The 23990-nt window shown below is 45.2% G+C and carries 20 protein-coding genes; 8 read left to right on the forward strand and 12 right to left on the reverse strand.

Going from position 1 to position 23990, the window contains the following annotated elements:
• From rlmD to djlA, 9 genes are all read right to left on the reverse strand, one after another.
• A complete protein-coding gene (gene rlmD / locus ACYX4M_RS03620) occupies nt 1–1461 on the reverse strand; it encodes a 23S rRNA (uracil(1939)-C(5))-methyltransferase RlmD (protein ID WP_476081929.1) in 1461 nt (486 codons plus the stop codon).
• A gap of 129 nt (nt 1462–1590) precedes the next feature.
• A complete protein-coding gene (acpS, locus tag ACYX4M_RS03625) occupies nt 1591–1968 on the reverse strand; it encodes a holo-ACP synthase (protein ID WP_476081930.1) in 378 nt (125 codons plus the stop codon).
• Nucleotides 1969–1988: 20 nt separating this feature from the next.
• Complete coding sequence (gene pdxJ / locus ACYX4M_RS03630) at nt 1989–2726, reverse strand: pyridoxine 5'-phosphate synthase (protein WP_476081931.1); 738 nt, start codon at nt 2724–2726, stop codon at nt 1989–1991.
• A gap of 264 nt (nt 2727–2990) precedes the next feature.
• Nucleotides 2991–3704 carry a DNA repair protein RecO gene (recO, locus tag ACYX4M_RS03635; RefSeq protein ID WP_476081932.1) on the reverse strand — a complete coding sequence of 238 codons (714 nt, stop codon included), beginning with the start codon at nt 3702–3704 and terminating at the stop codon, nt 2991–2993.
• A 102-nt stretch (nt 3705–3806) separates the two neighbouring features.
• The gene (locus ACYX4M_RS03640; RefSeq protein ID WP_474808637.1) at nt 3807–4088 is read right to left on the reverse strand and encodes a hypothetical protein; all 282 of its coding nucleotides are present in this window, start codon (nt 4086–4088) and stop codon (nt 3807–3809) included.
• A gap of 95 nt (nt 4089–4183) precedes the next feature.
• On the reverse strand, nt 4184–5905 hold the full coding sequence (gene recJ, locus ACYX4M_RS03645; RefSeq protein ID WP_476081933.1) for a single-stranded-DNA-specific exonuclease RecJ: 1722 nt from the start codon (nt 5903–5905) through the stop codon (nt 4184–4186).
• Nucleotides 5906–6154: 249 nt separating this feature from the next.
• Entirely contained in the window at nt 6155–6877 is a 723-nt protein-coding gene (gene dsbC / locus ACYX4M_RS03650) for a bifunctional protein-disulfide isomerase/oxidoreductase DsbC (RefSeq protein WP_476081934.1), read from the reverse strand.
• Between the two features lie 360 nt (nt 6878–7237).
• Nucleotides 7238–8164, reverse strand: a complete 927-nt coding sequence (gene xerD, locus ACYX4M_RS03655) for a site-specific tyrosine recombinase XerD (RefSeq protein ID WP_476081935.1) — start codon at nt 8162–8164, stop codon at nt 7238–7240.
• Entirely contained in the window at nt 8165–9034 is an 870-nt protein-coding gene (gene djlA, locus ACYX4M_RS03660) for a co-chaperone DjlA (protein ID WP_474827736.1), read from the reverse strand.
• A 451-nt stretch (nt 9035–9485) separates the two neighbouring features.
• Here djlA and ACYX4M_RS03665 point away from each other — a divergent pair, with 451 nt between their 5' ends.
• The 8 genes from ACYX4M_RS03665 to ACYX4M_RS03700 all read left to right on the forward strand — a co-directional run bounded on the left by ACYX4M_RS03665 (nt 9486) and on the right by ACYX4M_RS03700 (nt 19221).
• The gene (locus tag ACYX4M_RS03665; RefSeq protein ID WP_476081936.1) at nt 9486–11744 is read left to right on the forward strand and encodes an LPS-assembly protein LptD; all 2259 of its coding nucleotides are present in this window, start codon (nt 9486–9488) and stop codon (nt 11742–11744) included.
• A gap of 53 nt (nt 11745–11797) precedes the next feature.
• A complete protein-coding gene (surA, locus tag ACYX4M_RS03670) occupies nt 11798–13087 on the forward strand; it encodes a peptidylprolyl isomerase SurA (RefSeq protein WP_476081937.1) in 1290 nt (429 codons plus the stop codon).
• Between the two features lie 13 nt (nt 13088–13100).
• Nucleotides 13101–14087, forward strand: coding sequence for a 4-hydroxythreonine-4-phosphate dehydrogenase PdxA (gene pdxA / locus ACYX4M_RS03675; RefSeq protein ID WP_334059023.1), 987 nt, complete (start codon nt 13101–13103; stop codon nt 14085–14087).
• Nucleotides 14084–14911, forward strand: coding sequence for a 16S rRNA (adenine(1518)-N(6)/adenine(1519)-N(6))-dimethyltransferase RsmA (gene rsmA / locus ACYX4M_RS03680; protein ID WP_476081938.1), 828 nt, complete (start codon nt 14084–14086; stop codon nt 14909–14911). The genes pdxA and rsmA overlap by 4 nt, the downstream gene beginning before the upstream one ends.
• Before the next feature lie 8 nt (nt 14912–14919).
• Nucleotides 14920–15294 (forward strand): Co2+/Mg2+ efflux protein ApaG, encoded by a 375-nt coding sequence (gene apaG, locus ACYX4M_RS03685; protein WP_039219726.1) that lies wholly within the window; start codon nt 14920–14922, stop codon nt 15292–15294.
• A 7-nt stretch (nt 15295–15301) separates the two neighbouring features.
• Nucleotides 15302–16129 carry a symmetrical bis(5'-nucleosyl)-tetraphosphatase gene (locus tag ACYX4M_RS03690; RefSeq protein ID WP_476081939.1) on the forward strand — a complete coding sequence of 276 codons (828 nt, stop codon included), beginning with the start codon at nt 15302–15304 and terminating at the stop codon, nt 16127–16129.
• A gap of 280 nt (nt 16130–16409) precedes the next feature.
• Nucleotides 16410–18434: a HAMP domain-containing methyl-accepting chemotaxis protein gene (locus tag ACYX4M_RS03695; RefSeq protein ID WP_476081940.1), complete on the forward strand. Its 2025-nt coding sequence runs from the start codon at nt 16410–16412 to the stop codon at nt 18432–18434.
• Nucleotides 18435–18657: 223 nt separating this feature from the next.
• Nucleotides 18658–19221 carry an SOUL family heme-binding protein gene (locus tag ACYX4M_RS03700; RefSeq protein WP_476081941.1) on the forward strand — a complete coding sequence of 188 codons (564 nt, stop codon included), beginning with the start codon at nt 18658–18660 and terminating at the stop codon, nt 19219–19221.
• An 80-nt stretch (nt 19222–19301) separates the two neighbouring features.
• Here ACYX4M_RS03700 and lysC read toward each other — a convergent pair whose 3' ends face one another.
• The 3 genes from lysC to acnB form a co-directional block, all read right to left on the reverse strand.
• A complete protein-coding gene (lysC, locus tag ACYX4M_RS03705) occupies nt 19302–20651 on the reverse strand; it encodes a lysine-sensitive aspartokinase 3 (protein ID WP_476081942.1) in 1350 nt (449 codons plus the stop codon).
• Between the two features lie 60 nt (nt 20652–20711).
• Nucleotides 20712–21161 (reverse strand): DUF192 domain-containing protein, encoded by a 450-nt coding sequence (locus ACYX4M_RS03710; RefSeq protein WP_476081943.1) that lies wholly within the window; start codon nt 21159–21161, stop codon nt 20712–20714.
• A 72-nt stretch (nt 21162–21233) separates the two neighbouring features.
• Complete coding sequence (acnB, locus tag ACYX4M_RS03715) at nt 21234–23846, reverse strand: bifunctional aconitate hydratase 2/2-methylisocitrate dehydratase (RefSeq protein WP_476081944.1); 2613 nt, start codon at nt 23844–23846, stop codon at nt 21234–21236.
• Nucleotides 23847–23990 lie beyond the last annotated feature (144 nt).

Below are 23990 nucleotides of genomic sequence, written 5' to 3' on the forward strand. Positions count from 1 at the left end.
TTACTGCTGCTTTCGCGTAAACAAGGCCATCATTTCCATGTGATGGGTGAAGGGGAACATTTCTGCTACGCCCGCTTTTTCCATTTCATAACCTCCCTCTATCAACACCTTCGCGTCTCTAGACAATGTACTAGGGTTGCAAGAAACATACACTATCGTTTTTGGTAGTGCTTTTACAAGCGCATGACAAACGGTCAACGCCCCTTCTCTTGAGGGGTCGAGTAGTACCTTATCAAAGCCCAGCTGTATTGAAGCCTCGACGTTGGTCTTATCAGCCAAATCTAAATGCAGCCACTCCACATTTTCAATGCCCTGTTGCTGTGCATTGTCTTTGGCGCGGCGCACCATCTCTGCCACACCTTCTACCGCCTGAACCTTTGCACCTAACTTAGCAATAGGTAAAGTAAAATTGCCCAGCCCGCTAAACCAATCGGCTATACGTTCGTTGGGCAGTGGGTTTAGCCAGTCCATTGCCTGATTAACCATTTTTTCGTTAACCACTTTATTAATTTGAATAAAGTCGTTAGCACTAGGTGAAATTGAGCAGCCATTTACCGAGTTCATCACCATATCAGTACCACGGCCCACGCTGCGAATTTGCCCCTGCTTGTTCTCTAGTTTCAACTCTATTTTATTGGCATTTGCAAGAGAGTACTCGTTGATTAGTGCATTCACCGTATCAATAAGCTCAGCTTCAAGGGCTTTAGTATGTTTAATAACAAGGTGCGAGATATTATCACCGGCAATAAGGCTGATATGTCCAATGTGTCGAGCTGACTCGAAGCCTGTAAGCGCTTTTCGTAAAGGGCCAATGATATTAGATAAAGGGTCGACCAAAATTGGGCAGCTATCAACATTGGTTACTTTGTTGCTATTGACTTCGCGAAAGCCTAACTTAATCTGATTCGGGTTGCGGGCATCGATAGCCAATCTTGCTTTTCTGCGATATTGAGGACGTGGTCCCACTAACGGCGCTTGCCAAACGTCTGCTTTCATTGCCAATTGACGTTCCATCATCACTTTAAGGGCGTTATCTCTTTGCTTAAGGGCAGCATCGGGCTTTATGTGCTGTAGCTGACACCCGCCACATGCAGCAAACACAGGGCAGAAAGGCGCTTGTCTTTCATCACTTGGCGAATGAATATTTGTCGCTTTCGCGTTAATGACTTTCTTTTTGCTCGTTAGCACCTCAATGTCGCAGGTTTCACCAACTAGGGCACCTTCCACAAACAACATGGGGTTGCCGCGCACTACCCCATGGCCCATCCAGTCGATATCTTCGATTGTAACCGTATTGGAATTTACCTTCTTACTGGCTTGTGAAGCTTTGTTAGCTTTTCCAAACCGAAGTCCTGCGACCTGCGCATTCGCACTGGCATTATCTTTTTTTGCACTACCACCTAGGTGGGAAGACGTTTTGCCTTTTTGTTTGCTGCGTGATTGTTTAAAAAGGTTTGCCAAGTGTGACTCCGGTAACTTGCTTTGCGTGGTTTGATATTTGTAGCGTTTTTTATAAACGCAGGCCAGATAGGTGTAATCTACCTAGGCTAATTCGGTCTGCGGTTTAGTAAGCCGTGTTTTTGTAAATAACTAGGATTCTAGTATAACGGTGGCGACGGCATAATGCTGCTCGTCTGAAATGCTGATCACGCTTCGGGTAATGCCCCTTGCCTCACACATAGCAGCAAATTCACCAGAAAAATGTAGTTCTGGCGCCCCAAGGTCGTTGTTACGCACTTCTATGTGTTGCCAACTAATCCCATTTCCAATACCGGTCCCAAGGGCTTTCACCGCGGCTTCTTTAGCGGCAAAACGCTTTGCTAAAAAGCGTACTGGCGTAGCGTGCTCGCTAAACGTCTGCCACTCGGTAGGCGTAAGTACACGCTTTGCCAAACGTTCGCTAGCGCTCTCGCCTTTACCAAGGCGAGCAATTTCTACAATGTCAGTACCTAGCCCTGCAATCGCCACGTTATATTTGCCTTTTTACGTTAAATGCCCGCGCGAGCTTCAAGCATCAGCTTACGCATATCAGCTACAGCCGTGTGAAGCCCGTCGAACGCAGCGCGAGCAATGATGGCGTGACCAATGTTAAGTTCTATCAGCTGAGGAATAGCGGCAATTGGCTTAACATTGTGGTAGTGCAGACCATGTCCCGCATTCACCTTAAGCCCTAAACTGTCAGCATACTCAATACCTTCAACTAAGCGAGCCAGCTCTTTGTGCTGCTCATCTTCACTGGTAGCTTCTGCGTACTGGCCCGTGTGAATTTCAATATATGGCGCGTTACACGCTGCCGCTGCATCGATCTGTGCTTTATCTGCGTCGATAAATAAAGACACTAAGATGTTGGCATTAGCAAGTCGCTCGCACGCTGCTTTAATATTCTCGAAATTTCCCGCTACATCGAGGCCACCTTCAGTGGTCAACTCTTCACGTTTTTCTGGTACTAGGCAGCAAAAAACAGGTTTTACTTCTTCTGCAATAGCCAGCATTTCATCGGTTACTGCCATTTCCAGATTGAGTCTGGTGTTAATAGTTTGCGCTAAAATACGTACGTCGCGGTCTTTTATATGACGGCGATCTTCACGTAAGTGAACGGTAATGCCGTCTGCTCCTGCACGCTCAGCAATGTCAGCAGCGTGCACTGGGTCTGGGTAATGTGTACCGCGCGCATTGCGAAGCGTTGCGATATGGTCGATGTTAACGCCTAATAGAATCGTGCTCATTTCACCACCTAACCTGTAAGAGCGAAAGAAGATGCCCGCTCTTAATGTTTAATACATTATTTAAAGGGCGCAAACACCCTTATTTAGAAAGTGGTGATTGTAGCAAACTTTTTTATAGAAGGTGCTGTTTAACCATTTGAGTTAAGAGAAAATAATCTAAAGCCATTAGCGTTGATAGCAGCTCTTGTCGAAAGCAAGACGCGTGAATATTAGCACTATAACAAAAGGCGCTGCACCTCATTAGTGGCTGAACACATCAACGCACTAGCGGGGCTTCGGCATAAATAGTTCGCGGCTTTTAAGCGGCTTGTCGCCAATGAGCGGTTTAAGCAAGTCGCGACAAAGCACTTTAGCAACCTTCTTGCTAAGCGGGGTAAACTCTCCCTGTGACAAACTAAGCAATGCTCGCCCGGGAAAGCCTCGCATACCCCTCGTGCCAGCCATATCTTCGGGAATAGGCACAAAGCCCGCATCTATTTGAAAGTTATAGCTACCTGTTTCTTCTATTGGCATTTCGTATTCTACGTCAGTAGTGAAATCGGGAAGTAACCCCATTTCATCAAGTAGTGCAAATTCGAACTGTCGCAAGGTCACTTCTATGTCGCTATTATCACGAAGGGACAGTAATGCATTCTCATAAGCATTGTGCACACCGTCGCTGGCGAGGCCCGCCGGCATAACGCGGTTGGTTAGCTCGTTTACATACATGGCACAAAACAACGCTGTGCCTATCAGATTGATGGACGGAGCGACGCTTTCAACGTGCCTTAGGCTTTTTAACTCTGACTTCCCGCTTAACTGTAGGCGAAGATGTTGAAAAGGTTGAAGCAGGCTCTTTTTATCTGATTTACTGTTTTTCACGCCTTTAGCTACCGCGCTAACACGCCCCTCTTCCAGGGTAAAAAAGTCAACAATATAGCTGGTCTCCCTGTAAGGGCGTCTATGCAGTACATAGGCATTTAACCATTCATTATTCATTGTTGTTCACTATGGTTTAGCACCGAATCGGTAGCTATTTAGGTGCAAGTTAAAAGGTGTAAGTCAAAAAAGGTTTATCTTAGCGGCAAGGGCAGTGACTTATTAGCTGCGTTTAATTCTTACCACTTTCATGGTTTCAAATTCAATGCCGGCCACCTCTTCTACATGGCGATAATAGGTTACGTTTACTCTTGCCCCTTTTAAGCTTTGATATTGCTGCTTTCGCCGGTAAATAAAAGGGACATCAATGCCTTCAAGCATAATGGTATGGCGTATCCAATCGCTGTCTTTTTCTTCACGCTGAACGTGAGAAATTACTTTAACGTTATCGGTTTGATTAAGCTGACTATGCTTTTCCACCAGCTTCTGTCGTTCGCTTTTCACCCTTGCCTCTTTTTTGCTACTTTCTACTTTTAAAGGTATCGCGTTTGTCTAGCTATGCTTTCGTTGGCTCACGACTGTCCGCTAATCAACTTAGGTTAAACCGCTTCTATTTGCTCAATTATAAGCTGTACAGTTTCTTGCCCTCTGAAAACATTGATATCCAGGCGGTAAGCGATATGTACACGCTTTACCATGGCATTAGGCCATGCTTTTAAATCAACGTTAAACGCAATAGCGTCTACTTCATTGGCGCCGTCATTTTTCAACACCATCTTAAGGTGCTTTTGTCCCACTAGGCGCTGATCGAGAAGCGTAAATTCTCCATCAAATAACGGTGATTCAAAGCCCTGCCCAAACGGACCGGCCTGGCGCAATAAATGCGCAAAAGGCAAACACAATTCTTCTGAAGATAAATCACCATCAGAGAGCAATGCATGATTGCCATCAAGCTTTTCCATATGGGTACGAGCAACATCAACAAAAGCTCGTTCAAAATCTGGAAGCTTTGCGACAGGCAAACTCAATCCAGCGGCCATGGCGTGACCACCAAATTTCTCGATAACGCCGGGATAGCGTGTGTTTACTTCATCAAGTACATCGCGGATGTGCACACCAGGAATGGAGCGCGCTGAGCCTTTAATAACAATATCGTCTTGATGAGCGAAAGCGATAACAGGTTTAAGATACTTCTCTTTTAAACGCCCTGCCACAATCCCAATCACGCCTTGGTGAAAATCTTCGCGATAAACCACCAGCGCGCTTGGCATATCGCCTTCATCCAGCGCCATTTGCTCTAGTACAGTCTCGGCTTGCGCTTTCATGCCGGTTTCAATTTCACGGCGCTCCTTGTTAAGTGCATCGAGCTCTGCCGCTATCATTCGCGCTTGAATGGTTTCATCTTCTAATAAGCAAGCGATGCCTTGCGACATATCGTCTAAGCGACCAGCGGCATTAAGTCTTGGGCCGACTACAAAACCCAAGTCGGTCGAAGTTAGATGGGCGCAATCGCGGTTTGCCACTTCAACTAGTGCCTTGATACCAGGTCGACACTTACCAGCCCGAATACGTTGAAGCCCTTGATGAACTAGAATTCGGTTATTTTTATCTAAAACCACCACATCGGCTACGGTGCCAACAGCAACAATATCTAACAGAGACGCTAAGTTAGGTTGTGCAATACCTACTTTCTCAAAATACCCTTGTTGCTGTAGCTCAGCTTTAAGCGCGAGCATGATATAAAATGCCACACCCACGCCTGCTAAGTTTTTAGACGGGAATTCACAGCCAGGTTGGTTAGGGTTCACTATCGCATCAGCGGGCGGTAATGTATCACCTGGCAAGTGGTGATCGGTCACCACAACCTGCATACCTAAGGATTTTGCATGGGTCACACCATCAATACAGGATATGCCATTATCGACGGTTACTATAATGTCTGCGCCTTGTTTAGCTGCTTCATCGACAATAGGTATGCTAAGCCCATAACCAAAATCAAAGCGGTTAGGTACCAGAAAATCAACGTTGTGATAGCCCATGGCTCGAAGCGCCAGTATACATACCGACGTACTGGTAGCGCCATCGGCATCAAAATCGCCCACTATGATAACGCGCTTATTTTGCACAACGGCATTAGCAAGGATTTGCGCGGCTTGAGGCATCCCTTTTAATACGTTGAAATGCGTAAGCCCTTTAAGGCCATTCTCCAAGTCACCCATATTCGCAATATTGCGACCGCGATAAATTCTGTCGATAACAGGGTGTAAGTCGGAACTTAACGAGGCGCCGGAGACCTCACGGCGAACAATAGGCAAAATCATGAAATACCACTAAACCAATGCTGTGATTGCAGTTATCTTAAACAGTTAATACGAATCAAGTTTAGGCAAACTTAAATTGAACATATTCGATAAAGAATGAAAATTTTCAAATAGAAGTTCTGCGCTAACTGCAAAGTGAAACCATACGAAAGAACGTAAGAAAATAACGCGATGAATCATACCGCAGAAAACAAAAAAACGCACAGTGCGTGCGTTTTTTTCATGTCAGAAACTAGGAAGTTTAAATGACTACTCTTCGCCTTCCAACGCTTTTGCGAGCAATGCGGCTGGCTGGTAACCAGGAATCAATGAACCGTCGGGCAACACGATATTAGGTGTGCCGTTCACCCCTAGCTTTTGACCCAGCATATATTGCTCTGCCACTTTGTTTTTGCAGCTTGCGCTTGCCACATCACTGCCTGCCTTCGCTTTAGTTAACGCTTTTTGCGGGTTTTCAGCGCACCATACTGACACCATATCGTTGTAGTTTTCACTGTTTAAACCAGAACGTGGAAACGCAAGGTAATGAACCGTAATACCGGCATCGTTAAGCTCGTCAATTTCGTTATGGAATTTGCGGCAATATCCGCAGGTGATGTCTGTAAAAACGCTAATTTCGTGCTTTTCGTTTTCCGCTTTAAACGTAATAGACGACGATTCCATTGATGCAACGCCCTCTTTACGCAAGCCTGAAAGGGCCAACTCTGTTTCGTTGCGCATTTCTTCATCAATGTTAAAAACGCGAGCCTGAAGCAAATATTGCCCGTTTTCACTTACGTAAAACAAGCCGCGGTTTGTCGATACCTGAACTAAGCCAGATACGGGAGAATCGGCAATGGTTTCTACATCTAGCCCAAGCATTGATGTTAATTTATCGCGTATAGCGGCTTCGTCAGCAGCTTGTGCGCTCAACCCTAACAAAGAACCTGCCGCAACAACGCTGGCTAACAATACTTTCTTTACTGCTTTCACTAAATACTCTCCATTTTGCCATTAAAGTTCGCTTATACTTACTGGCTTAACATGCAACTGCTTTAACAGGTATCTTTCCACTAAAAAGCAATTGCTAAAATTTTTACATTTATATCGTTCAGACCGTAAAAGTTAGCAAAAAATTGCACATTAAACGCTAATTTTCTTTTAACCTCGGTACATTTAACGTCAACATTTAAACGCAGCCGCGTTAAAGCATTAACGGAAAATGTATTTTCTAAAACGTTTTGCTTGGCTCGTATCCTATCATAGACCTTTTTATTTTATATACGTCATCGCTGAGCCTCGTCGTATACAGAGCCTACTTTATAGCATTCTTGTTCAATAGTTTTTTGTTAGTTAGCCTCGAGGGTGATGGCTATGAATAAGCGTCTGCAACCGCTCAGTCGCCACATGGGTATAAATTTGGGTTGTCGATAAGTCGCTATGACCTAACAACATTTGTACTACACGTAAATCAGCGCCGTGGTTTAACAGGTGTGTCGCAAAGGCATGACGTAACGTATGGGGAGATAGATGCTGTTCAATACCTGCTTTTACTGCATAGTACTTAATGCGATGCCAAAAAGTTTGGCGCGTCATTTTTTGCCCGCGCTTGCTTAGAAATACCACGTCGGATGTTTTTGTTGCAAGAATAGGCCGCGCAGTTTTTATATAAGTTAATAACCATTCGATTGCGTCTTCCCCAAGGGGCACTAAGCGCTCTTTATTCCCTTTACCAACAACTCTAACCACGCCTTGCTGAAGGCTTATTTGATCCATTGTTAACCCAATAAGCTCACTTACACGAAGGCCGGTTGCGTAAAGCACTTCAAGCATGCTCTTGTCCCGACATTCAATAGGGTCGTCTGTTAAGGGCGCATTCAGCAAATCTTCAACTTGTTGCTCACTGAGTGAAGAAGGCAAAGCTTTGGGTGTTTTTGGATTAGAGAGCGCGGCAACTGGGCTATCTACACGCACCTGCTTACTGATTAGAAAAACGAAAAAGGCGCGAATAGCGCTAAGCGCACGTTGTGTACTGCGAGTAGACAAGCCTTTATCATGGCGATAGGCAAGATAATCCTGAAGCTGTTCAGTAGTTAGCACAGCAATATCCTTCACGCCTTGATTATTACTGAAAATGGCTAGCTTGGAGAGGTCGGTGCGATAGCTTTGCTGAGTATGTTCTGACAGCCCTTTCTCGAGCCACAACATTTCAATAAAACCATCAATATGTGCCTGACTTGCCGCAGGCACATAGGTTAACTCACGTTCAATTTTTGCCATTTAGAAGCCACGCTTTTGCTTAATCAACTCATAAGCTGACTGAATATCTTGTGCCTTCTTTTTGGCAATCTCCATTGCCTGTTCTGGTAAACCTTTAGAGACCAGTTTGTCTGGATGATGTTCAGCCATACGCTTTCTGTAAGCTCGCTTTATTACTTTCTCATCGTCAGACGCTGCTACGCCTAGAATTCGATAGGCATCATCTAAGCTTTGCTGTTCTGAGTAGGCCGACTGCTGTCCACGGTGCCGCTGTCCTGACCCCGAGTGAGCCCGTTGCCCTGCACCTGAATGTGCCCGCTGTCTGAATCGAATTTCAGCTTCATACATTGAAATAAGATAATCTAAATCACGACGCCTGAAACCCAATGGTTTCGCCACTTTTTCCAGTACATTGTATTCTTCTTGAGAAAGCTGACCGTCGGCAAACGCGGCTTGAATGAGAATTTCTAAGAATACTTGAAGGATATCCCGACGGCCGTGGCTGGCATCATAGAAGCCTTTTAACGTATCAACTAAAGGGAAGTCTCGTGCTTTGCCCTCTCTGAACGCATCTTGCGCTTCGCGGCGGGCATCGCCTGTCAGGCGCATTTCGTCCATTAACGCCGTAGCGATTTGAATTTCTCTATCTGTCACCTTACCGTCAGACTTAGCAAGATGGCCTAATGCACTAAACAAGCTATGAAAGAAAATAGCTTGCTGCTTTAAATTATCCTGATCAGTAAAAAAGCGACCAAAGCCACCCAACTGATTAAAGTCTTGGCGGTAGGCTTTATCAAAAAAGTGCCCGACTACCAGCCCTAGAATCGCTCCTGGTATTTTCAGAAACATAAAGCCGAACAAGGCGCCGAGGATTTTTCCCCAAATTGACATCGCGTCATTCTCCATTGGTGCACGCTGTAAAAATTGATGTTGTAATAACGAGTTCACGCCGTGCACAGAACGTTTAGGACATCATCATATCAAATGCTTAAGGCAATCAAGACCATTTGCCCAAAAATGACAGCATTAGTATCAAGATTTTTGGCCTCAGAGGGGTAAAATCAAGCCTCGTGGCCAGATTCGTTCGTTATTTGGTGGGTTATTTACGTAAAAGCGCATTTTTTTGCCTGAATGGTTGGTTATTGCGACAGAAGTGCTTAGAATTGAGCGCTAATATAAAAAGTGATAGCTAGTGCTCTTTCTGCCTTTTCTGCAACAATCAGAAATAATAGGGGCTTAACCACTAGTTTTTTTTAAATCGCTATGTCGAACTAACCGAGACGCAAGTCGTCTTATTTGGGTTTAAAAGCAACATACAACAAAACAGGCCACCCATTTACGCATGAAAAACACCTGCGCCATGCTTGTTTCCGCGACTCTTTTGCCTACGGTCGCGTTTGCACAGGAAACGACAGCTTCAAATTCTCAGTCAGTCTCAGATGCAACCCCTCTTGCATTCTGCTCGGTCGAACCTGTTACTTTTAGCAGCCAAGCATTGATGCCTAAAGGCCATGTAAAGGTTGAAGCTAATCGAACGGAAATTATTCAAGATGCAGTAGCACTGTTTTCTGGCAATGTAGACATAACGTCAGATACCGCGGTAATTAGTGCTTCCCAAGCGCAAGTCAATGAAACAAGTAGTGGGCGAGACCTCATTGCCAAGGGTGATGTGACTTACCAAGACGCACAGCTCAAAGTGGAAAGCGATGCAGTTACCCTACGTTCTGAAGAAGAGCGTTTAGAGATGCAAAACACCCACTACAAACTCACGGGATTTGTTGGACAAGGTGCCGCTAAAGACATCGTATTAGATACTGACACGGGAATTGTGCTCAAAGAAGTGAGCTTCACGACTTGTCCCGAGGGCGATGAAGACTGGATGATCCGTGCCAGTGAAATCAGTTTGGAAAAAGGAACCGTGTGGGGTCAAGCCAAACACACGCGATTTTACATTGCAGATGTCCCAGTATTTTATTTACCGTATTTTGCGTTTCCGGTAAGTAATGAAAGACAAACGGGCTTATTATTTCCCGAACTGACCAGCTCTAGTCGAACTGGTGTGGATTACACCCAACCTTTTTACTGGAATATCGCGCCTAACTACGACATGACCATTTCCCCGCGCTTGATGACACTGCGCGGTCTTCAGCTAAATACTGAATTTCGTTACCTAACAGAACGTAGTCAGGGAAAAGCCTACGTTGAGTATTTACCAAGCGACTCGGACATTTCAGGTAATCCAGACCGCTATTTTTACCGCCTTGAACATCAAGGGTTAATTGCTGATAACTGGCTACTCAACGTCGATTTTAATGGCCTGAGTGATGACAACTATTTGGTAGATCTGGGCTCAGATTACTACAGCCGTGCAGATACACACTTATATCGGAACATTGGATTGAGTTATTACTCACCAAGTCTCTCGGTCAGTGTGCAAATAAAAGATTTTGAAGTATTAGGTGATACGGCAGACAGCTATCGCGCAGTCCCAGAGATTAAAGTTAACTACAACAAATCGCTGGGTAAATACGTTGAGTTCAACCTTGACTCAGAAGTCGCTCACTTTGATAACACGCTAGATACCGCACCAACGGCAACGCGATTCCATATTGCGCCAACTTTGGCAGTACCGCTTCGCGCGGCGTGGGGGGAACTTGTTGCTGAAACCACAGTATTTCAAACTGTATACCAGCAAGATAATGTGGAAGGCACTGATTTAAAAAAAGATGTAGAGCGTACTCTTGGTCAGGCTCGTCTTTACGGTGCATTATACTTTGAAAGAGATACATCTTGGTTTAGTGACGATATGTCGATGACCCTTGAACCAAAAATTCAGTATCTTTACACCTCTTATGAAGATCAAACCGCCATTGGTTTTTATGACTCTACGCCACTGTTGACCGATGTGGAAGGCTTGTTCCGAGGCCAAGAGTTCACTGGCCTTGATAGAATTAGCGACAACAACCAGATTACACTTGGTGCTACCACTCGCATGTTAGATAAAAACAATCGGGAACAATTCGTTCTTAGTGTGGGTCAGATATTCTACCTTGAAGATAACAAAGTGGTTGCGGCAACCAAAAATCAAGACCGTTCGGCTCTTGCCGCAGAGGTAGATTGGCGCTTTAATCAAAATTGGTTCTTCCATACAGATGTGCAGGTCACCACTGACACTGATAAAGTTGACTTGAGTAGCGTGGGCATTGAGTACCGTAAAGATGATGCCCGCTTTATTCAATTGAGTCATCGCTATGTTCGCGATCTCAGTGGTGAAACCATTAATCAAATTGGTATTTCAGCAAGCTGGCCTATTTCCGAAAATTGGCAGTGGGTTGGACGTACTTACCGTGATTTAGAGCGCAATCGAAGTGTGGAAACTTACGCAGGTATTCAATATGAATCTTGCTGCTGGGCAGTTAGACTGGTTGCTCAGCGCAGTCTGAACAACCGCTACAACGACAGTGGCGTCCAGACGACCGACGATTTTGACTCTGGTGTGTCGCTACAGTTTATTTTCAAAGGCATTGGTTCGTCGGGAACCCAAAGAAGCATGCTTCAAGACGGTATGTTTGGCTATCGTCAGCCTTATAGTTTAAATTAACCCGCAGTTGAGCGCTTATCGGCGCTTAAAAGCAATTAACCAATAATAAAAGAGTGTGTATGAAGTTCATTATCCGTGCATTGATGTTAGGTGCCCTACTCTCGTTTAACAGCGTGGCGCAAGAAGTAATGCTTGACCGCGTTGCTGTGATTGTTGACCAAGGCGTTATACTTGAAAGCGAAATTGATGCCCTTGTAAAAGAAGTTAAACGCAACGCTGAAGCCAATAATCAGCAACTGCCTTCAGATCGTGCGCTTCGTACTCAGGCTATTGAGCGTTTAATTACTAAGAGCCTTCAGCTACAAATGGCTGAGCGCATGGGTATTCGTATTAGCGATCCCCAGCTAGAACAGACCATTGGTAATATCGCAACTAATCAGAATGCAACCATTGAGCAACTTCGCGCACAATTAACTGCTGAAGGCATTGCATACGAAGACTATCGCGAAGATATTCGTGAAGAGATTATCATGGGTGAGGTTCGCCGCGCTAACGTACGTCGCCGTGTTTATATCACGCCCCAAGAAATAGACACGTTAATTGATTTAATGGAACAACAAGGTGCAACGCAGGCAGAGTACCGTTTAGGTCACATCCTTATTGGCTTCCCACCTGAACCAACAGACGAAGATATTCAGGCAGCACGAGAGCGCGCAGACAAAGTTATCTCTCTATTAGAATCGGGCTCTGATTTTGCTAAAATTGCCATTGCGTCATCATCAGGTAACGAAGCGTTAGAAGGCGGTGATATGGGTTGGCTGAACATCAATGCTATGCCTACGCTATTTGCTGAAGCGATTCAAGACAAAGATAAAGACGTCCTTGTTGGCCCCATCCGAAGCGGTGCTGGTTTTCACATTCTTAAGGTACTAGACACCCGCGGTATTGAGAAAGTAACGGTTGAAGAAGTCAATTCTCGCCATATTCTGGTTAAACCATCAATTATTCTAAGCGAAGAAAAAGCGAAACAGATGCTAGTGCGCTTTAAAGAAGAATTGCAAAACGGTGAAGCAGATTTTGCAGAGTTAGCCAAAGAACACTCAGAAGACCCAGGTTCAGCCCTTCGCGGCGGTGAACTAGGTTGGTCTGACCCAAGCAACTATGTTCCAGAATTTAAAGATGCACTGTCACAACTTGAGCCTGACGAGTACAGCGACCCTGTTCGCACGGTTCACGGCTGGCACCTAATCCAACTTATCGACCGTCGTATGGACGACGCAACAGACAAGCGTAAAGAAGATAAAGCATATCAGCTTATCTTTAATCGTAAATTTTCAGAAGAAACCGAAAACTGGTTACGTGAGATGCGTGATGCCGCTTACGTCGAAGTAGTCGAATCTTAATAATAAGTTATTCATGAGCACACCTATTAAAATAGCAATAACACCGGGAGAGCCGGCAGGTATCGGGCCAGATTTGATCATTAAACTGGCCCAAGAAACATGGCAAGCCCAGCTTGTCGTGTTTGCCGATGGCGACATGCTAAAAGCACGAGCGAGCGCCTTAGGGCTTCCGTTAACGCTAATCGATTACGATGCAAATAACCCGCAGATACAAGCTGCGGGTTCGTTGTTTATAAAGCAGATAGACAAAACCGCTGACGTTATCCCCGGAACCCTTGATAGTGAAAACGGGCTTTATGTGGTTGAAACCTTACGTCAAGCGTGCCAAGCCAATATGGACGGTGACTTTGATGCCGTTGTGACAGGTCCAGTGCACAAAGGCATTATCAACAAAGCAGGTGTATCCTTTAGTGGCCATACCGAGTTTTTTGCTTACCAGTCTAATACCATTGATGTGGTTATGCTGTTGGCAACTGAAGGGCTCAATGTAGCGCTTGCTACAACGCATATTCCCCTTGAGTACGTAGCAAAAGCAATCACTCGCGAGCGCCTGCACAAAGTTATTCACATTATCAATACTGACCTGAAACTAAAGTTTGGCATCAAAGAGCCACACATTTACGTATGCGGATTGAACCCGCACGCGGGTGAAGATGGCCATATTGGTACTGAAGAGATCCACACTATCGTCCCAGCGTTAAATGAACTGAGAGACGAAGGCCTTAAAATTACGGGTCCCCTTCCTGCTGATACGATCTTTCAGCCTAAATATTTAGAAAATGCCGATGTTGTCCTGGCTATGTATCACGACCAAGGCTTACCCGTGCTAAAATATAAGGGTTTTGGGGCGTCAGTGAATATCACATTAGGCTTACCTTTTGTTCGCACTTCAGTCGACCACGGTACTGCATTAGATTTAGCAGGTACTGGTGAAGCCGACGCCGGTAGTTTCAGAAAAGCATTGGAAAAAGCCATTGAGCTTGCACATCATCAACAATGAGTAAAACACACTTAGGCCATACGGCCAGAAAGCGATTCGGACAGAACTTCCTACACGATGACTACGTGATAGGTAAGATTGTTGCAGCCATCGCACCAAAAAATGAGCAAAACTTGGTAGAAATTGGGCCGGGTTTAGGTGCACTTACCGATCCTGTTTGTGAAGAGGTTGACGCACTAACGGTTATTGAACTTGACCGTGATCTTGCCAAGCGACTGCGACACCATCCATTTAACGGCGAAAAACTAACCGTTATCGAGCAAGATGCGATGACAATGGATTTCGGTGCACTATGCAAAGAAATGCCAATAAAAGACAAAAAGCTTCGGGTGTTTGGTAACTTGCCTTACAACATTTCTACGCCGCTAATGTTCCATCTTTTTGACCATGCTCACTGTATTGAAGACATGCATTTTATGCTTCAAAAAGAAGTGGTTAATCGACTAGCCGCGGGGCCAGGCTCTAAAAATTACGGCAGACTTTCAGTAATGGCGCAATATTACTGCCACGTTATACCTGTACTGAACGTTCCGCCCGGTGCTTTTAAGCCACCACCGAAAGTAGATTCTGCCGTTGTAAAGCTAGTACCGCATCAATCTCCACCCGTTGATGTTGAATCAGTGAACACGCTGGAACGTGTCTGTGCCCAAGCTTTCAATCAGCGCCGCAAAACAATTCGCAACTCACTGAAAGACAGCTTAGGTGAGGAAGAAATCCGTGAATTAGGGATAGACCCGACTTCTCGCGCAGAAGTGCTATCGCTTAACGATTTTGCCACTATAGCCAACGCTGTATCGGCGAAAGAGCACCAACAAGAGCAATAAGTTTCTCTATGGATGTACTTGATATAAAGGTGCGGGTGAAAACCCGTCACCTTCCTGACCATCTCCCCTCTGACTCAAAGCAGTTTGCATTCGCCTACCACATTACTATTGAAAACAATAGTGAGCATACGGTACAGCTGCTAAGTCGCTACTGGAAGATAACCGATGCTAACGGTAAAACGTCAGAAGTAGAGGGCGATGGAGTGGTTGGGAAACAGCCAATAATGAAGGCAGGTGAAAATTTTGACTATACCAGCGGAGCAGTCATTGACACACCGGTTGGCAATATGGAAGGCTACTATGTAATGGAACTAGAGAGCGGCGAGCGTTTCCGCGTTCCTGTAAAAGTATTTCGCCTAGCCATTCCAAGCATTCTTCATTAAGGTTTTTATGTCCAAAGGTAACACCTACGTCATTGGCGATATTCAAGGCTGTTATGACGGTCTTCGCCGCGCATTAGATAAAGTCGAATTTGACGAGACGAACGATAAACTGCTTGCCGTCGGTGATTTGGTTGCACGAGGAGAAGATTCGTTAAACACATTACGCTTTCTGAAATCACTTGGCAGTCAATTTAGCAGCGTATTGGGTAATCACGACCTACATTTACTCGCCGTTGTTAACGACATCCGTAAAGCCAAAAAATCAGACAAATTAACGCCATTACTCAATGCTTCAGACTTGACCGAACTTATTTATTGGTTGCGTCAATTCCCGCTGGCAATGAAATTAGACGAACAATCAGTAATGGTCCATGCTGGGCTCTATCCTAAATGGTCTATCGATAATTGCATTTCACTGAGTCATGAAGTTAGCAACATCTTAAAATCCGATGATTACGCTACGTTTCTATCCAGCATGTACGGGAATACACCAGACAACTGGTCAGATAATCTTGAGGGTGACGAGCGACTGCGTTTTATTGTGAATGCCTGTACCCGCATGCGGTTTATTCATACAGACGGCACACTCGATTTTGAAAATAAGTCTCACCCTGGTGCGGTATCACACAGCACCAGTAGCACACTAAGACCATGGTTTGAGGTTGAGAATAAAAAGCTTGGTGATGATCAACGAGTAGTATTTGGGCATTGGGCTGCTCTGTCTGGCGAGACAAATAGTTCTCGGTTTATTGGCTTAGATACGGGTTACGTGTGGGGACAAAGTATGACGCTACTCAACCTAAACACATCATCGCTCATTAGTATTTCGGCATAACGCTTCTATTTTCTACCGCTAAACGCTAAAAAAGCGCTATTGATGAAGGTCTTCCTCCCCTCAAACTGGTTGTACCAGTGAAAACATTAGTATTTATATGATAAATAAAATAAACATTAAGTTATTGTCGCCGATACATTTACTTGTGATAGTAACGATGATGTTTCGTTATCCACTCAGTATTTGAACAAACACGCGCGCATAAGCGCTATATTTTGTTAACTGAGACGGGTAATATCGTTAGGGAAAAAAATAAAAAAACACTCATCCAGGAGTTCCGATGAAAATAACGGTAGCCACACGCGTAATCGGGGGATTTGTAGCGATTAGCGCACTTCTAATCGTTATAAGTGTTGTTTCACTATATAACCTCAATTCTATAGGCTCTGCGACTGAAGAAGTAAACGACGTTGCTCTGCCCACTGTAGCGGGCAGTAATGCGCTCAAAGCAAGCTTCCTGAATATGGGTCGACTTACCTTCGAGAGCTATATCGAAGAAGATCTCAACGGACTTAAAGACAAGAGAGCGTCATTCAACTCTGCCAAAGATACCTTTGAAAATGAGTATCAAAAGCTGGCGCAAGCTGTTAGTAACGAGCCAGAGTTGAGAAGTACGCTCAAGAATGTCCGTGAATCGTATGATGCATACATCACCAATGTTGAGGCCATGTATAAGAATCACCAAATGTACCTCGACCTGCGCAACAACATTCAAGATAGACTGGGTGATGCTGAAGATAATGCAGACGATGCCTCTACCTACCTTCTGGATTTTTCGGACTTAGACTCAGTACAGCGCGACCCTAACCTTAGACGGGCTGCTGAAATTGGTGGTCAACTTGAAACTTCACTTCTTTCTCTACTTACCGTTTCATACGAGTATATAAAGACCCAAACCCTAGTGCGTTCGCAGACACTCGGTAACGAGGTCGATCTCGTAGTTGAAAAAGTGGTTACCCAGCTAAGTGATATGGTTGAGGCAGCGGGCGGTCGTGATGATTCAGGAACACTTGATGATATTAACGACTTGGTCAACGATGCCATCAACGCCGTTAAAGCTAATGATGGCGTTGTGCAGCTACATGTCGATCGCTTAGAGCGCAGAAATGATGCCGAAAAAGCACTTAATGCATCTGACTCTAACATCGCGCAAGCAGTAGTTTCTCTTGAAAACTTGCTTAGTCTGGCTGACAAAAAAGCGTCTCATGTAGAAAACCAAGTTAACGGGGCCATTGCGACGGGCAACACGTTCGTTATTGTGGTGGTGATTATTTCGATCGCGGTAGCGGCTTTCATCGGATATGTAACCGTTCGTGCTATCACACGCCCTCTATACCGGGTAAATGAACTTCTTACTGTAGCGTCATCGGGCGACCTTACTCATCGCTTAGACGACTCAGCACAAGACGAATTCGGGCTATTAGCAAGAAACTGTAATAAGCTAATCGGCAATCTGAAAGAGCTTATTACCGCAATTAACGTTCGCGCAGAGCAGCTAGCAGCTGCGTCAGAACAAACATCAGCAGTGACGGCACAAACCACTCACTCTATTCAGGATCAGAAATCACAAATTGGCCAAGTCGCAACGGCTACAACAGAAATGCACTCAACGTCGCAGCTTGTTGTACAGAGTGCCGAAGATACGCTTAGCCAAATTCGCCACGCAGATGCTGAGGCTGAAAACGTACGCCAAATCTCGTTAGAGAACAAAAACACTATTGAAATCTTATCTCGTGATGTGCAAGAAGCAGCCGACGTTATTAATAAGCTCCATCAAGATAGCGCGAGCATTGGTGGCATTCTTGACGTGATTCGCGGTGTTGCCGATCAAACTAACTTACTAGCATTGAATGCCGCTATTGAGGCTGCACGTGCCGGTGAACAAGGCCGAGGCTTTGCGGTAGTTGCAGATGAGGTAAGAACCCTTGCGAGCCGAACACAGGAGTCTACGCAAGAGATCAACGCCATGATTGAGGTACTTCAAGCTGGGGCTGAAAAAGCAGTATCTGTGATGGAACAGGGTAAAGAGCAAACTGCTGCATGTGTTGCACAAACCGAAAAAGCCACACAAGCGCTAGATATTATTACCGATGCAGTTCACAAAGCTCATGACGTTAGCTCTCAAATTGAGCAGTCTGCCCGTGAACAAAATACGGTATCGCAAGAAATCAGTGAGAAGCTTGAAACTATTGTTGGCATTGCAGAAGAGACAACTTCGGGTGCACAGCAAACATCTGAGTCTAGCCATGAGGTGGCTCGCCTCGCCGAAGAGCTACAGCAGTCTATCAGGCAGTTTAAAGTTTAAGCACAGACTTCACAATATTGATTAAAGGGGCGTAAGCCCCTTTTTTTGTGCCTGTTTCATAAACAGCAATTGCCCTAGGGCGGTAAAAAGACTAAACACCACTAGAATGACCATTAATAGGCTTTTTGACGTAGAAAGTGTACAAATAACAAATTTTACAAATCCTATGCTCGCTAACTTTTACCGCCTGTCACTTTTTATTGCTACATTACTGATATCCACCATGAGCCACTCTGAACCAACGTATTACAAAGATACAGAAACACTACCCTATTCAGTTATCAAAACACTGACTGAAGATATAGAAATCAGACATTACAACCAAGCTGTGGGCGTAATGTCTGAGGGAAACGAAGATACAGGGGCATTTAACCTACTTTTTAACTATATCTCTGGTGAGAACAAGGGGAATAGCGACATTTCTATGACTTCGCCAGTAGAAGTTGGTAAGGGTTCACAAGAAATTGCGATGACTTCACCGGTTGAAGTGTCATCAGAAACTATGATGTTTTTCTTACCCAGTGAATATGACACGCAAAGTGCGCCTACACCCACTAACAAAAATGTATCTCTTGTTGTCGTACCTGAGAGAACCGTGGCGGCTATCCGCTATTCAGGCTTTAGTAGCGATAGTGATAAAGAAGAATATACTCGTGAACTGCGCAAAGTTTTGGAAGAAAACAATATCGAAACGGCTGGTTTACCTAGCTACATGGGTTACGACTCACCGTTTACTTTGCCTTGGAATAAGCGCCATGAAATTATTATTCCAGTAGAAGCGCCCTAGCTACTTGTGCTTACCTCAAAACAAAAACGGCCGCTTAAAATGCGACCGTTTTTTTTAAAAAAGAGTAGGTACTACAGTAATTATTCAAACAATGCTGAGTGCAGCTTGCGAACCACGTCATCACTATCAGTCTCGTTAACCAAGAACGATAAGTTATGTGGGTTTGCACCAAAGCAGATCATACGCAGGTTAAAGTCTGATACTGCCGATAAAATTTTAGATGAAACCCCAATAGCCGTTTGCATGTTGTTACCTACAACGGTGACAAGGTCGTAACCTTTTTCCACTTTAACGTCACAGATGGTTTCAAGCTCGGCAATGGTCTCTTTATTCAAACGCTGGGCTACAGAATTCGCGGGATTATCAAGGGTAAAAGATACAGAAATTTCCGACGTTGTAACCAAATCAACACTCAGCTTGTGCTTGGCGATAATAGCAAATACCTGCTGTAGAAAACCTTGCGCGTACATCATCTTAGGAGTTTTCACTGTTACCATTACTTGCTCTTTACGACGAGTAATAGCACGGTACGGCGGCTCATGCTCGCAATCTCGAACAATCCACGTACCGCCCTTTTCAGGCTCTTTACTTGACCCTACAAACACTTTAATGTCTTTGCGCAGCGCAGGCTCCATGGTTGCAGGGTGCAGTACTTTGGCTCCAAACGTCGCCATTTCCGCCGCTTCTTCAAAGCTGAGTTCAGGTAACGGATGGGCAGCAGGAGTAATGCGCGGATCAGTTGTGTACACACCCGTTACATCAGTCCAAATCTCACATGCTTCTGCATCAAGCGCTTCTGCAAGTAGCGCAGCCGTAAAATCAGAGCCACCACGACCGAGAGTTGTTGTACGACCATCTTCATCTGCCCCAACAAAACCTTGTGTAACTACAATAGCGTCTTTGATTTCGGGCGCGAGTAGCTGTTTAGCCAGCTTTTCAATTTCTTCTATCTGAGGCGCGCCTTCACCGAATTCGCTGTCAGTACGAAGTACTTTGCGAACGTCAAAGTTCATGGTTTTTACGCCTTGCTCTGCAAGTACAGATGAGAACATCAATGATGACATTCTCTCACCCATAGATAGGAGCTGATCTTTTAAATCATCGCGGTGAAGGATTTCTTCGTGAAATGCTAAGCTGCGCATTTCTTCTAGCAAATCGTTGAGTTTAGGCTCTACTGCATCTTTGTCGTTAAGCTTATTGAGAATAGCCTGTTCTATATCCACAATGGCTTGGCAGGTTTCTTCAATTTGCTGTTGCGTCATTGGTGTATGAGCTAGGCTAACAAGGTGATTTGTTACCCCAGCTGAAGCACTCACCACCACAATGCGTGTTTTTTCATTACCGGCAACAATTCGGGCGCAGTTTTGCATTACTTCGTAATTCGCTACGCTAGTTCCACCGAACTTAGCTATCGATAAGGCATTTGTCACTATATTTAACTCCAGAATAAAACTAGCTTTTCGCTAGCAGCAACCGTGCTTTTTGCACGGTTAATCAATCGTTATTTGGTCGCCTACTTTTATATTATTCTCGGCAAACCACCCTTGGTTCATTTCCAACGCGTAAAGTACCTCTTTCGATGATCCGACCGACTCCAAACTATGGGGAGTGAGAGGTTTTATATCCGTTATTACGCCATTTCTGTCGATAAATGCTACGTCTAGGGGAACAAAGGTGTTTTTCATCCACATGCCCGCAAATTTGGGGCTAGAAAACTTAAAAAACATACCGCAGTCTTCGCACAAGGTTTTGCGAAACATAAGGCCCTGCGCACGTTGCTCAAAGGTTTTGGCATACTCAACTTCATAGTGCTTGCCACCTATCTTCAGTGTAATGGATTCGAAGTCCACTGAATTCAGTGACGATACAGGATCTACCTGCGCTTTTGCACACCCTAAGGTTAATACAAGTGCAGCAACAATAAAGAAAGATTTTCCCATTAGACATTCCTTTTCGCCATAAAAAAAGCCGGTCACCACTAAGGCAACCGGCTTTGTAGTTTATACACTATTTCAAGCAACATTCAACGTTGGAATAATGCGCGCCTTAGCTTCTTCTTCCGCCTTTTTAAAGCTAGGCATTTTGTCGAAGTTTAAGTAGCGGAATACTTCTCCCGACATTGCATTAATTTTGCTGGCGTATTCCATGTATTCCTCAGCGGTAGGAATGCGGCCCACAATTGCGCCAACCGCAGCAAGCTCCGCTGAGGTTAGATACACATTCGCCCCATCGCCCAAGCGGTTAGGGAAGTTTCGAGTAGATGTTGAAAGCACGGTTGTGCCCGCATCCACCCTTGCTTGGTTACCCATACATAGTGAGCAGCCCGGCATTTCGGTACGCACACCTACACGACCATAAATGTTGTAATAGCCCTCTTCCATTAACTGGGCTTTGTCCATTTTAGTCGGTGGTGACATCCATAGACGGGTGGGCAGTGTTTTGTTGTACTGCTCAAGTAGCTTACCGGCTGCCCGGAAGTGGCCAATGTTTGTCATGCATGAACCAATGAATACCTCATCTACCTTATCGCCTGCAACGTCAGATAAGGTTTTCGCGTCGTCCGGATCATTAGGGCAGCACACAATTGGCTCTTTAATATCGTTAAGGTCAATTTCGATTACCTCTGCATATTCAGCATCTGCATCGGCGCGCATTAATTCTGGGTTTGCTAGCCACTCTTCCATTTTCTGCGCGCGGCGCTCTAGGGTACGTGGATCGCCATAACCTTCGTTAATCATCCAGCGAAGCATGGTAATGTTTGAACGCAGGTATTCAGCAATCGACGCTTCAGATAAGTTGATAGTGCAACCTGCTGCTGAACGCTCCGCCGATGCGTCAGAAAGTTCAAACGCCTGCTCTACGGTTAAGTTCTCTAGCCCTTCGATTTCTAAAATACGGCCTGAGAAGGCGTTGATCTTGCCTTTTTTCTCGACCGTTAACAGACCTTGTTTTATGGCGTACAGCGGTATGGCGTGTACTAGGTCGCGTAGCGTAATGCCCGGCTGCATTTCCCCCTTAAATCGCACCAATACCGACTCGGGCATATCTAGCGGCATAACGCCGGTAGCTGCAGCGAACGCGACTAGGCCAGAACCCGCAGGGAATGAAATACCCAATGGGAAACGAGTATGCGAGTCACCCCCCGTGCCTACTGTGTCAGGCAGCAGCATGCGGTTTAACCAGCTGTGTATAATACCGTCGCCAGGACGAAGCGATACGCCACCGCGATTCATTATAAAATCAGGAAGCGTGTGCTGGGTTTCAATATCCACCGGCTTTGGATAAGCGGCGGTGTGACAGAATGACTGCATGGTTAAATCGGCAGTAAAACCTAGGCAAGCTAAGTCTTTAAGCTCATCGCGGGTCATTGGCCCTGTGGTATCTTGCGAGCCCACGGTTGTCATTTTAGGCTCGCAGTAGGTGCCTGGGCGAATACCGTCAACACCGCACGCCTTACCCACCATTTTCTGTGCTAGCGAGAAACCTGCGCCGCTGTCTTTTGGCTGTTCAGGCGTGCGGAATAAATCCGTTGGACCTAAACCTAGTGTCTCACGCGCCTTCTCGGTAAGGCCACGACCAATAATCAGGTTGATACGTCCACCTGCGCGCACTTCATCCAGAATCACCTTCGACTTATAGCTGTATTCTGCAAGAAGTTCACCGGTTTCATGGTTGGTGATTTTGCCTTCAAACGGATAGATGTCTATCACATCACCCATGTTCATTTTTTCCACATCGGCTTCAAACACCAATGCACCGGCATCTTCCATGGTGTTAAAGAAAATAGGTGCGACTTTGGAACCGATACATACGCCACCGCCGCGTTTGTTAGGCACACCCGGTAAGTCTTCACCAAAGAACCACAACACAGAGTTAGTTGCCGACTTGCGTGACGAACCGGTTCCGACTACATCACCGACAAAAGCAACGGGGTAGCCCTTGCTTTTGACTTCTTCTATTTGCGCCATTGGACCTTTAACGCCTGGCTCCTCTGGCTCTAGCCCTTCGCGAGGCATTTTGTAAGCTGCAAGAGCGTGTAATGGTATATCGGGACGAGACCATGCGTCAGGGGCTGGCGACAAATCATCGGTATTGGTTTCACCTGTAACCTTAAACACAGTGTAAGTAATTTTATCGTCCATTAGCTTGCGCGATGTAAACCACTCGCCTTCAGCCCAAGATTTAATAATATCAGTGGCGTATTCATTACCCGCTTTGTGCTTCTCTTCCACATCGTGATAGGCATCAAACATCAGCAACGTGTGTTTTAATTCCTTGGCAGCCAATGGCGCAAGGCCTTCATCGTCAAGTAGCTCTACTAACGTTGCAATGTTATAACCGCCATGCATATTTCCCAGCAATTCAACAGCTTTCTCTTTTGAGATAAGTTCACAACTGTCTTCGCCTTTTGCAATAGCACTTAAGAAACCAGCTTTGACGTAAGCCGCTTCATCAACACCAGGCGGCACACGCTCTGAAAGCAGTTCTAAAAGAAAGTCCCCTTCGCCTGCTGGCGGGTTCTTTAATAAAGCAACCAGGCCAGCTACCTGGTCAGCGTTAAGCGGTTTAGGTGGAATATTTTGAGCGGCACGTTCTTCAACGTGATTGCGATAGTCTTGTAACACAGTCTCTTCCTCTAAGTTAGCTTGCGCAATGGGAGTAAACGGTCTTGTACGCACTTGACGCAAGGTGTGTTTGATTAATCATCAACAGTATAACTTCACGGGCTAAATATTGAAATTTTGCGGCCTTTTAATTTATTTATAATC

This window comes from Alteromonas sp. ABV4_150 (assembly GCF_056311745.1).

Coding starts and splice junctions, on each gene's coding strand:
- pdxJ (WP_476081931.1), bottom strand. CDS start 2,726: ATGAGCACGATTCTATTAGGCGTTAACATCGACCATATCGCAACGCTT.
- recO (WP_476081932.1), bottom strand. CDS start 3,704: ATGAATAATGAATGGTTAAATGCCTATGTACTGCATAGACGCCCTTAC.
- recJ (WP_476081933.1), bottom strand. CDS start 5,905: ATGATTTTGCCTATTGTTCGCCGTGAGGTCTCCGGCGCCTCGTTAAGT.
- xerD (WP_476081935.1), bottom strand. CDS start 8,164: ATGGCAAAAATTGAACGTGAGTTAACCTATGTGCCTGCGGCAAGTCAG.
- djlA (WP_474827736.1), bottom strand. CDS start 9,034: ATGTCAATTTGGGGAAAAATCCTCGGCGCCTTGTTCGGCTTTATGTTT.
- ACYX4M_RS03665 (WP_476081936.1), top strand. CDS start 9,486: ATGAAAAACACCTGCGCCATGCTTGTTTCCGCGACTCTTTTGCCTACG.
- pdxA (WP_334059023.1), top strand. CDS start 13,101: ATGAGCACACCTATTAAAATAGCAATAACACCGGGAGAGCCGGCAGGT.
- rsmA (WP_476081938.1), top strand. CDS start 14,084: ATGAGTAAAACACACTTAGGCCATACGGCCAGAAAGCGATTCGGACAG.
- apaG (WP_039219726.1), top strand. CDS start 14,920: ATGGATGTACTTGATATAAAGGTGCGGGTGAAAACCCGTCACCTTCCT.
- ACYX4M_RS03690 (WP_476081939.1), top strand. CDS start 15,302: ATGTCCAAAGGTAACACCTACGTCATTGGCGATATTCAAGGCTGTTAT.
- ACYX4M_RS03695 (WP_476081940.1), top strand. CDS start 16,410: ATGAAAATAACGGTAGCCACACGCGTAATCGGGGGATTTGTAGCGATT.
- ACYX4M_RS03700 (WP_476081941.1), top strand. CDS start 18,658: ATGAGCCACTCTGAACCAACGTATTACAAAGATACAGAAACACTACCC.
- ACYX4M_RS03710 (WP_476081943.1), bottom strand. CDS start 21,161: ATGGGAAAATCTTTCTTTATTGTTGCTGCACTTGTATTAACCTTAGGG.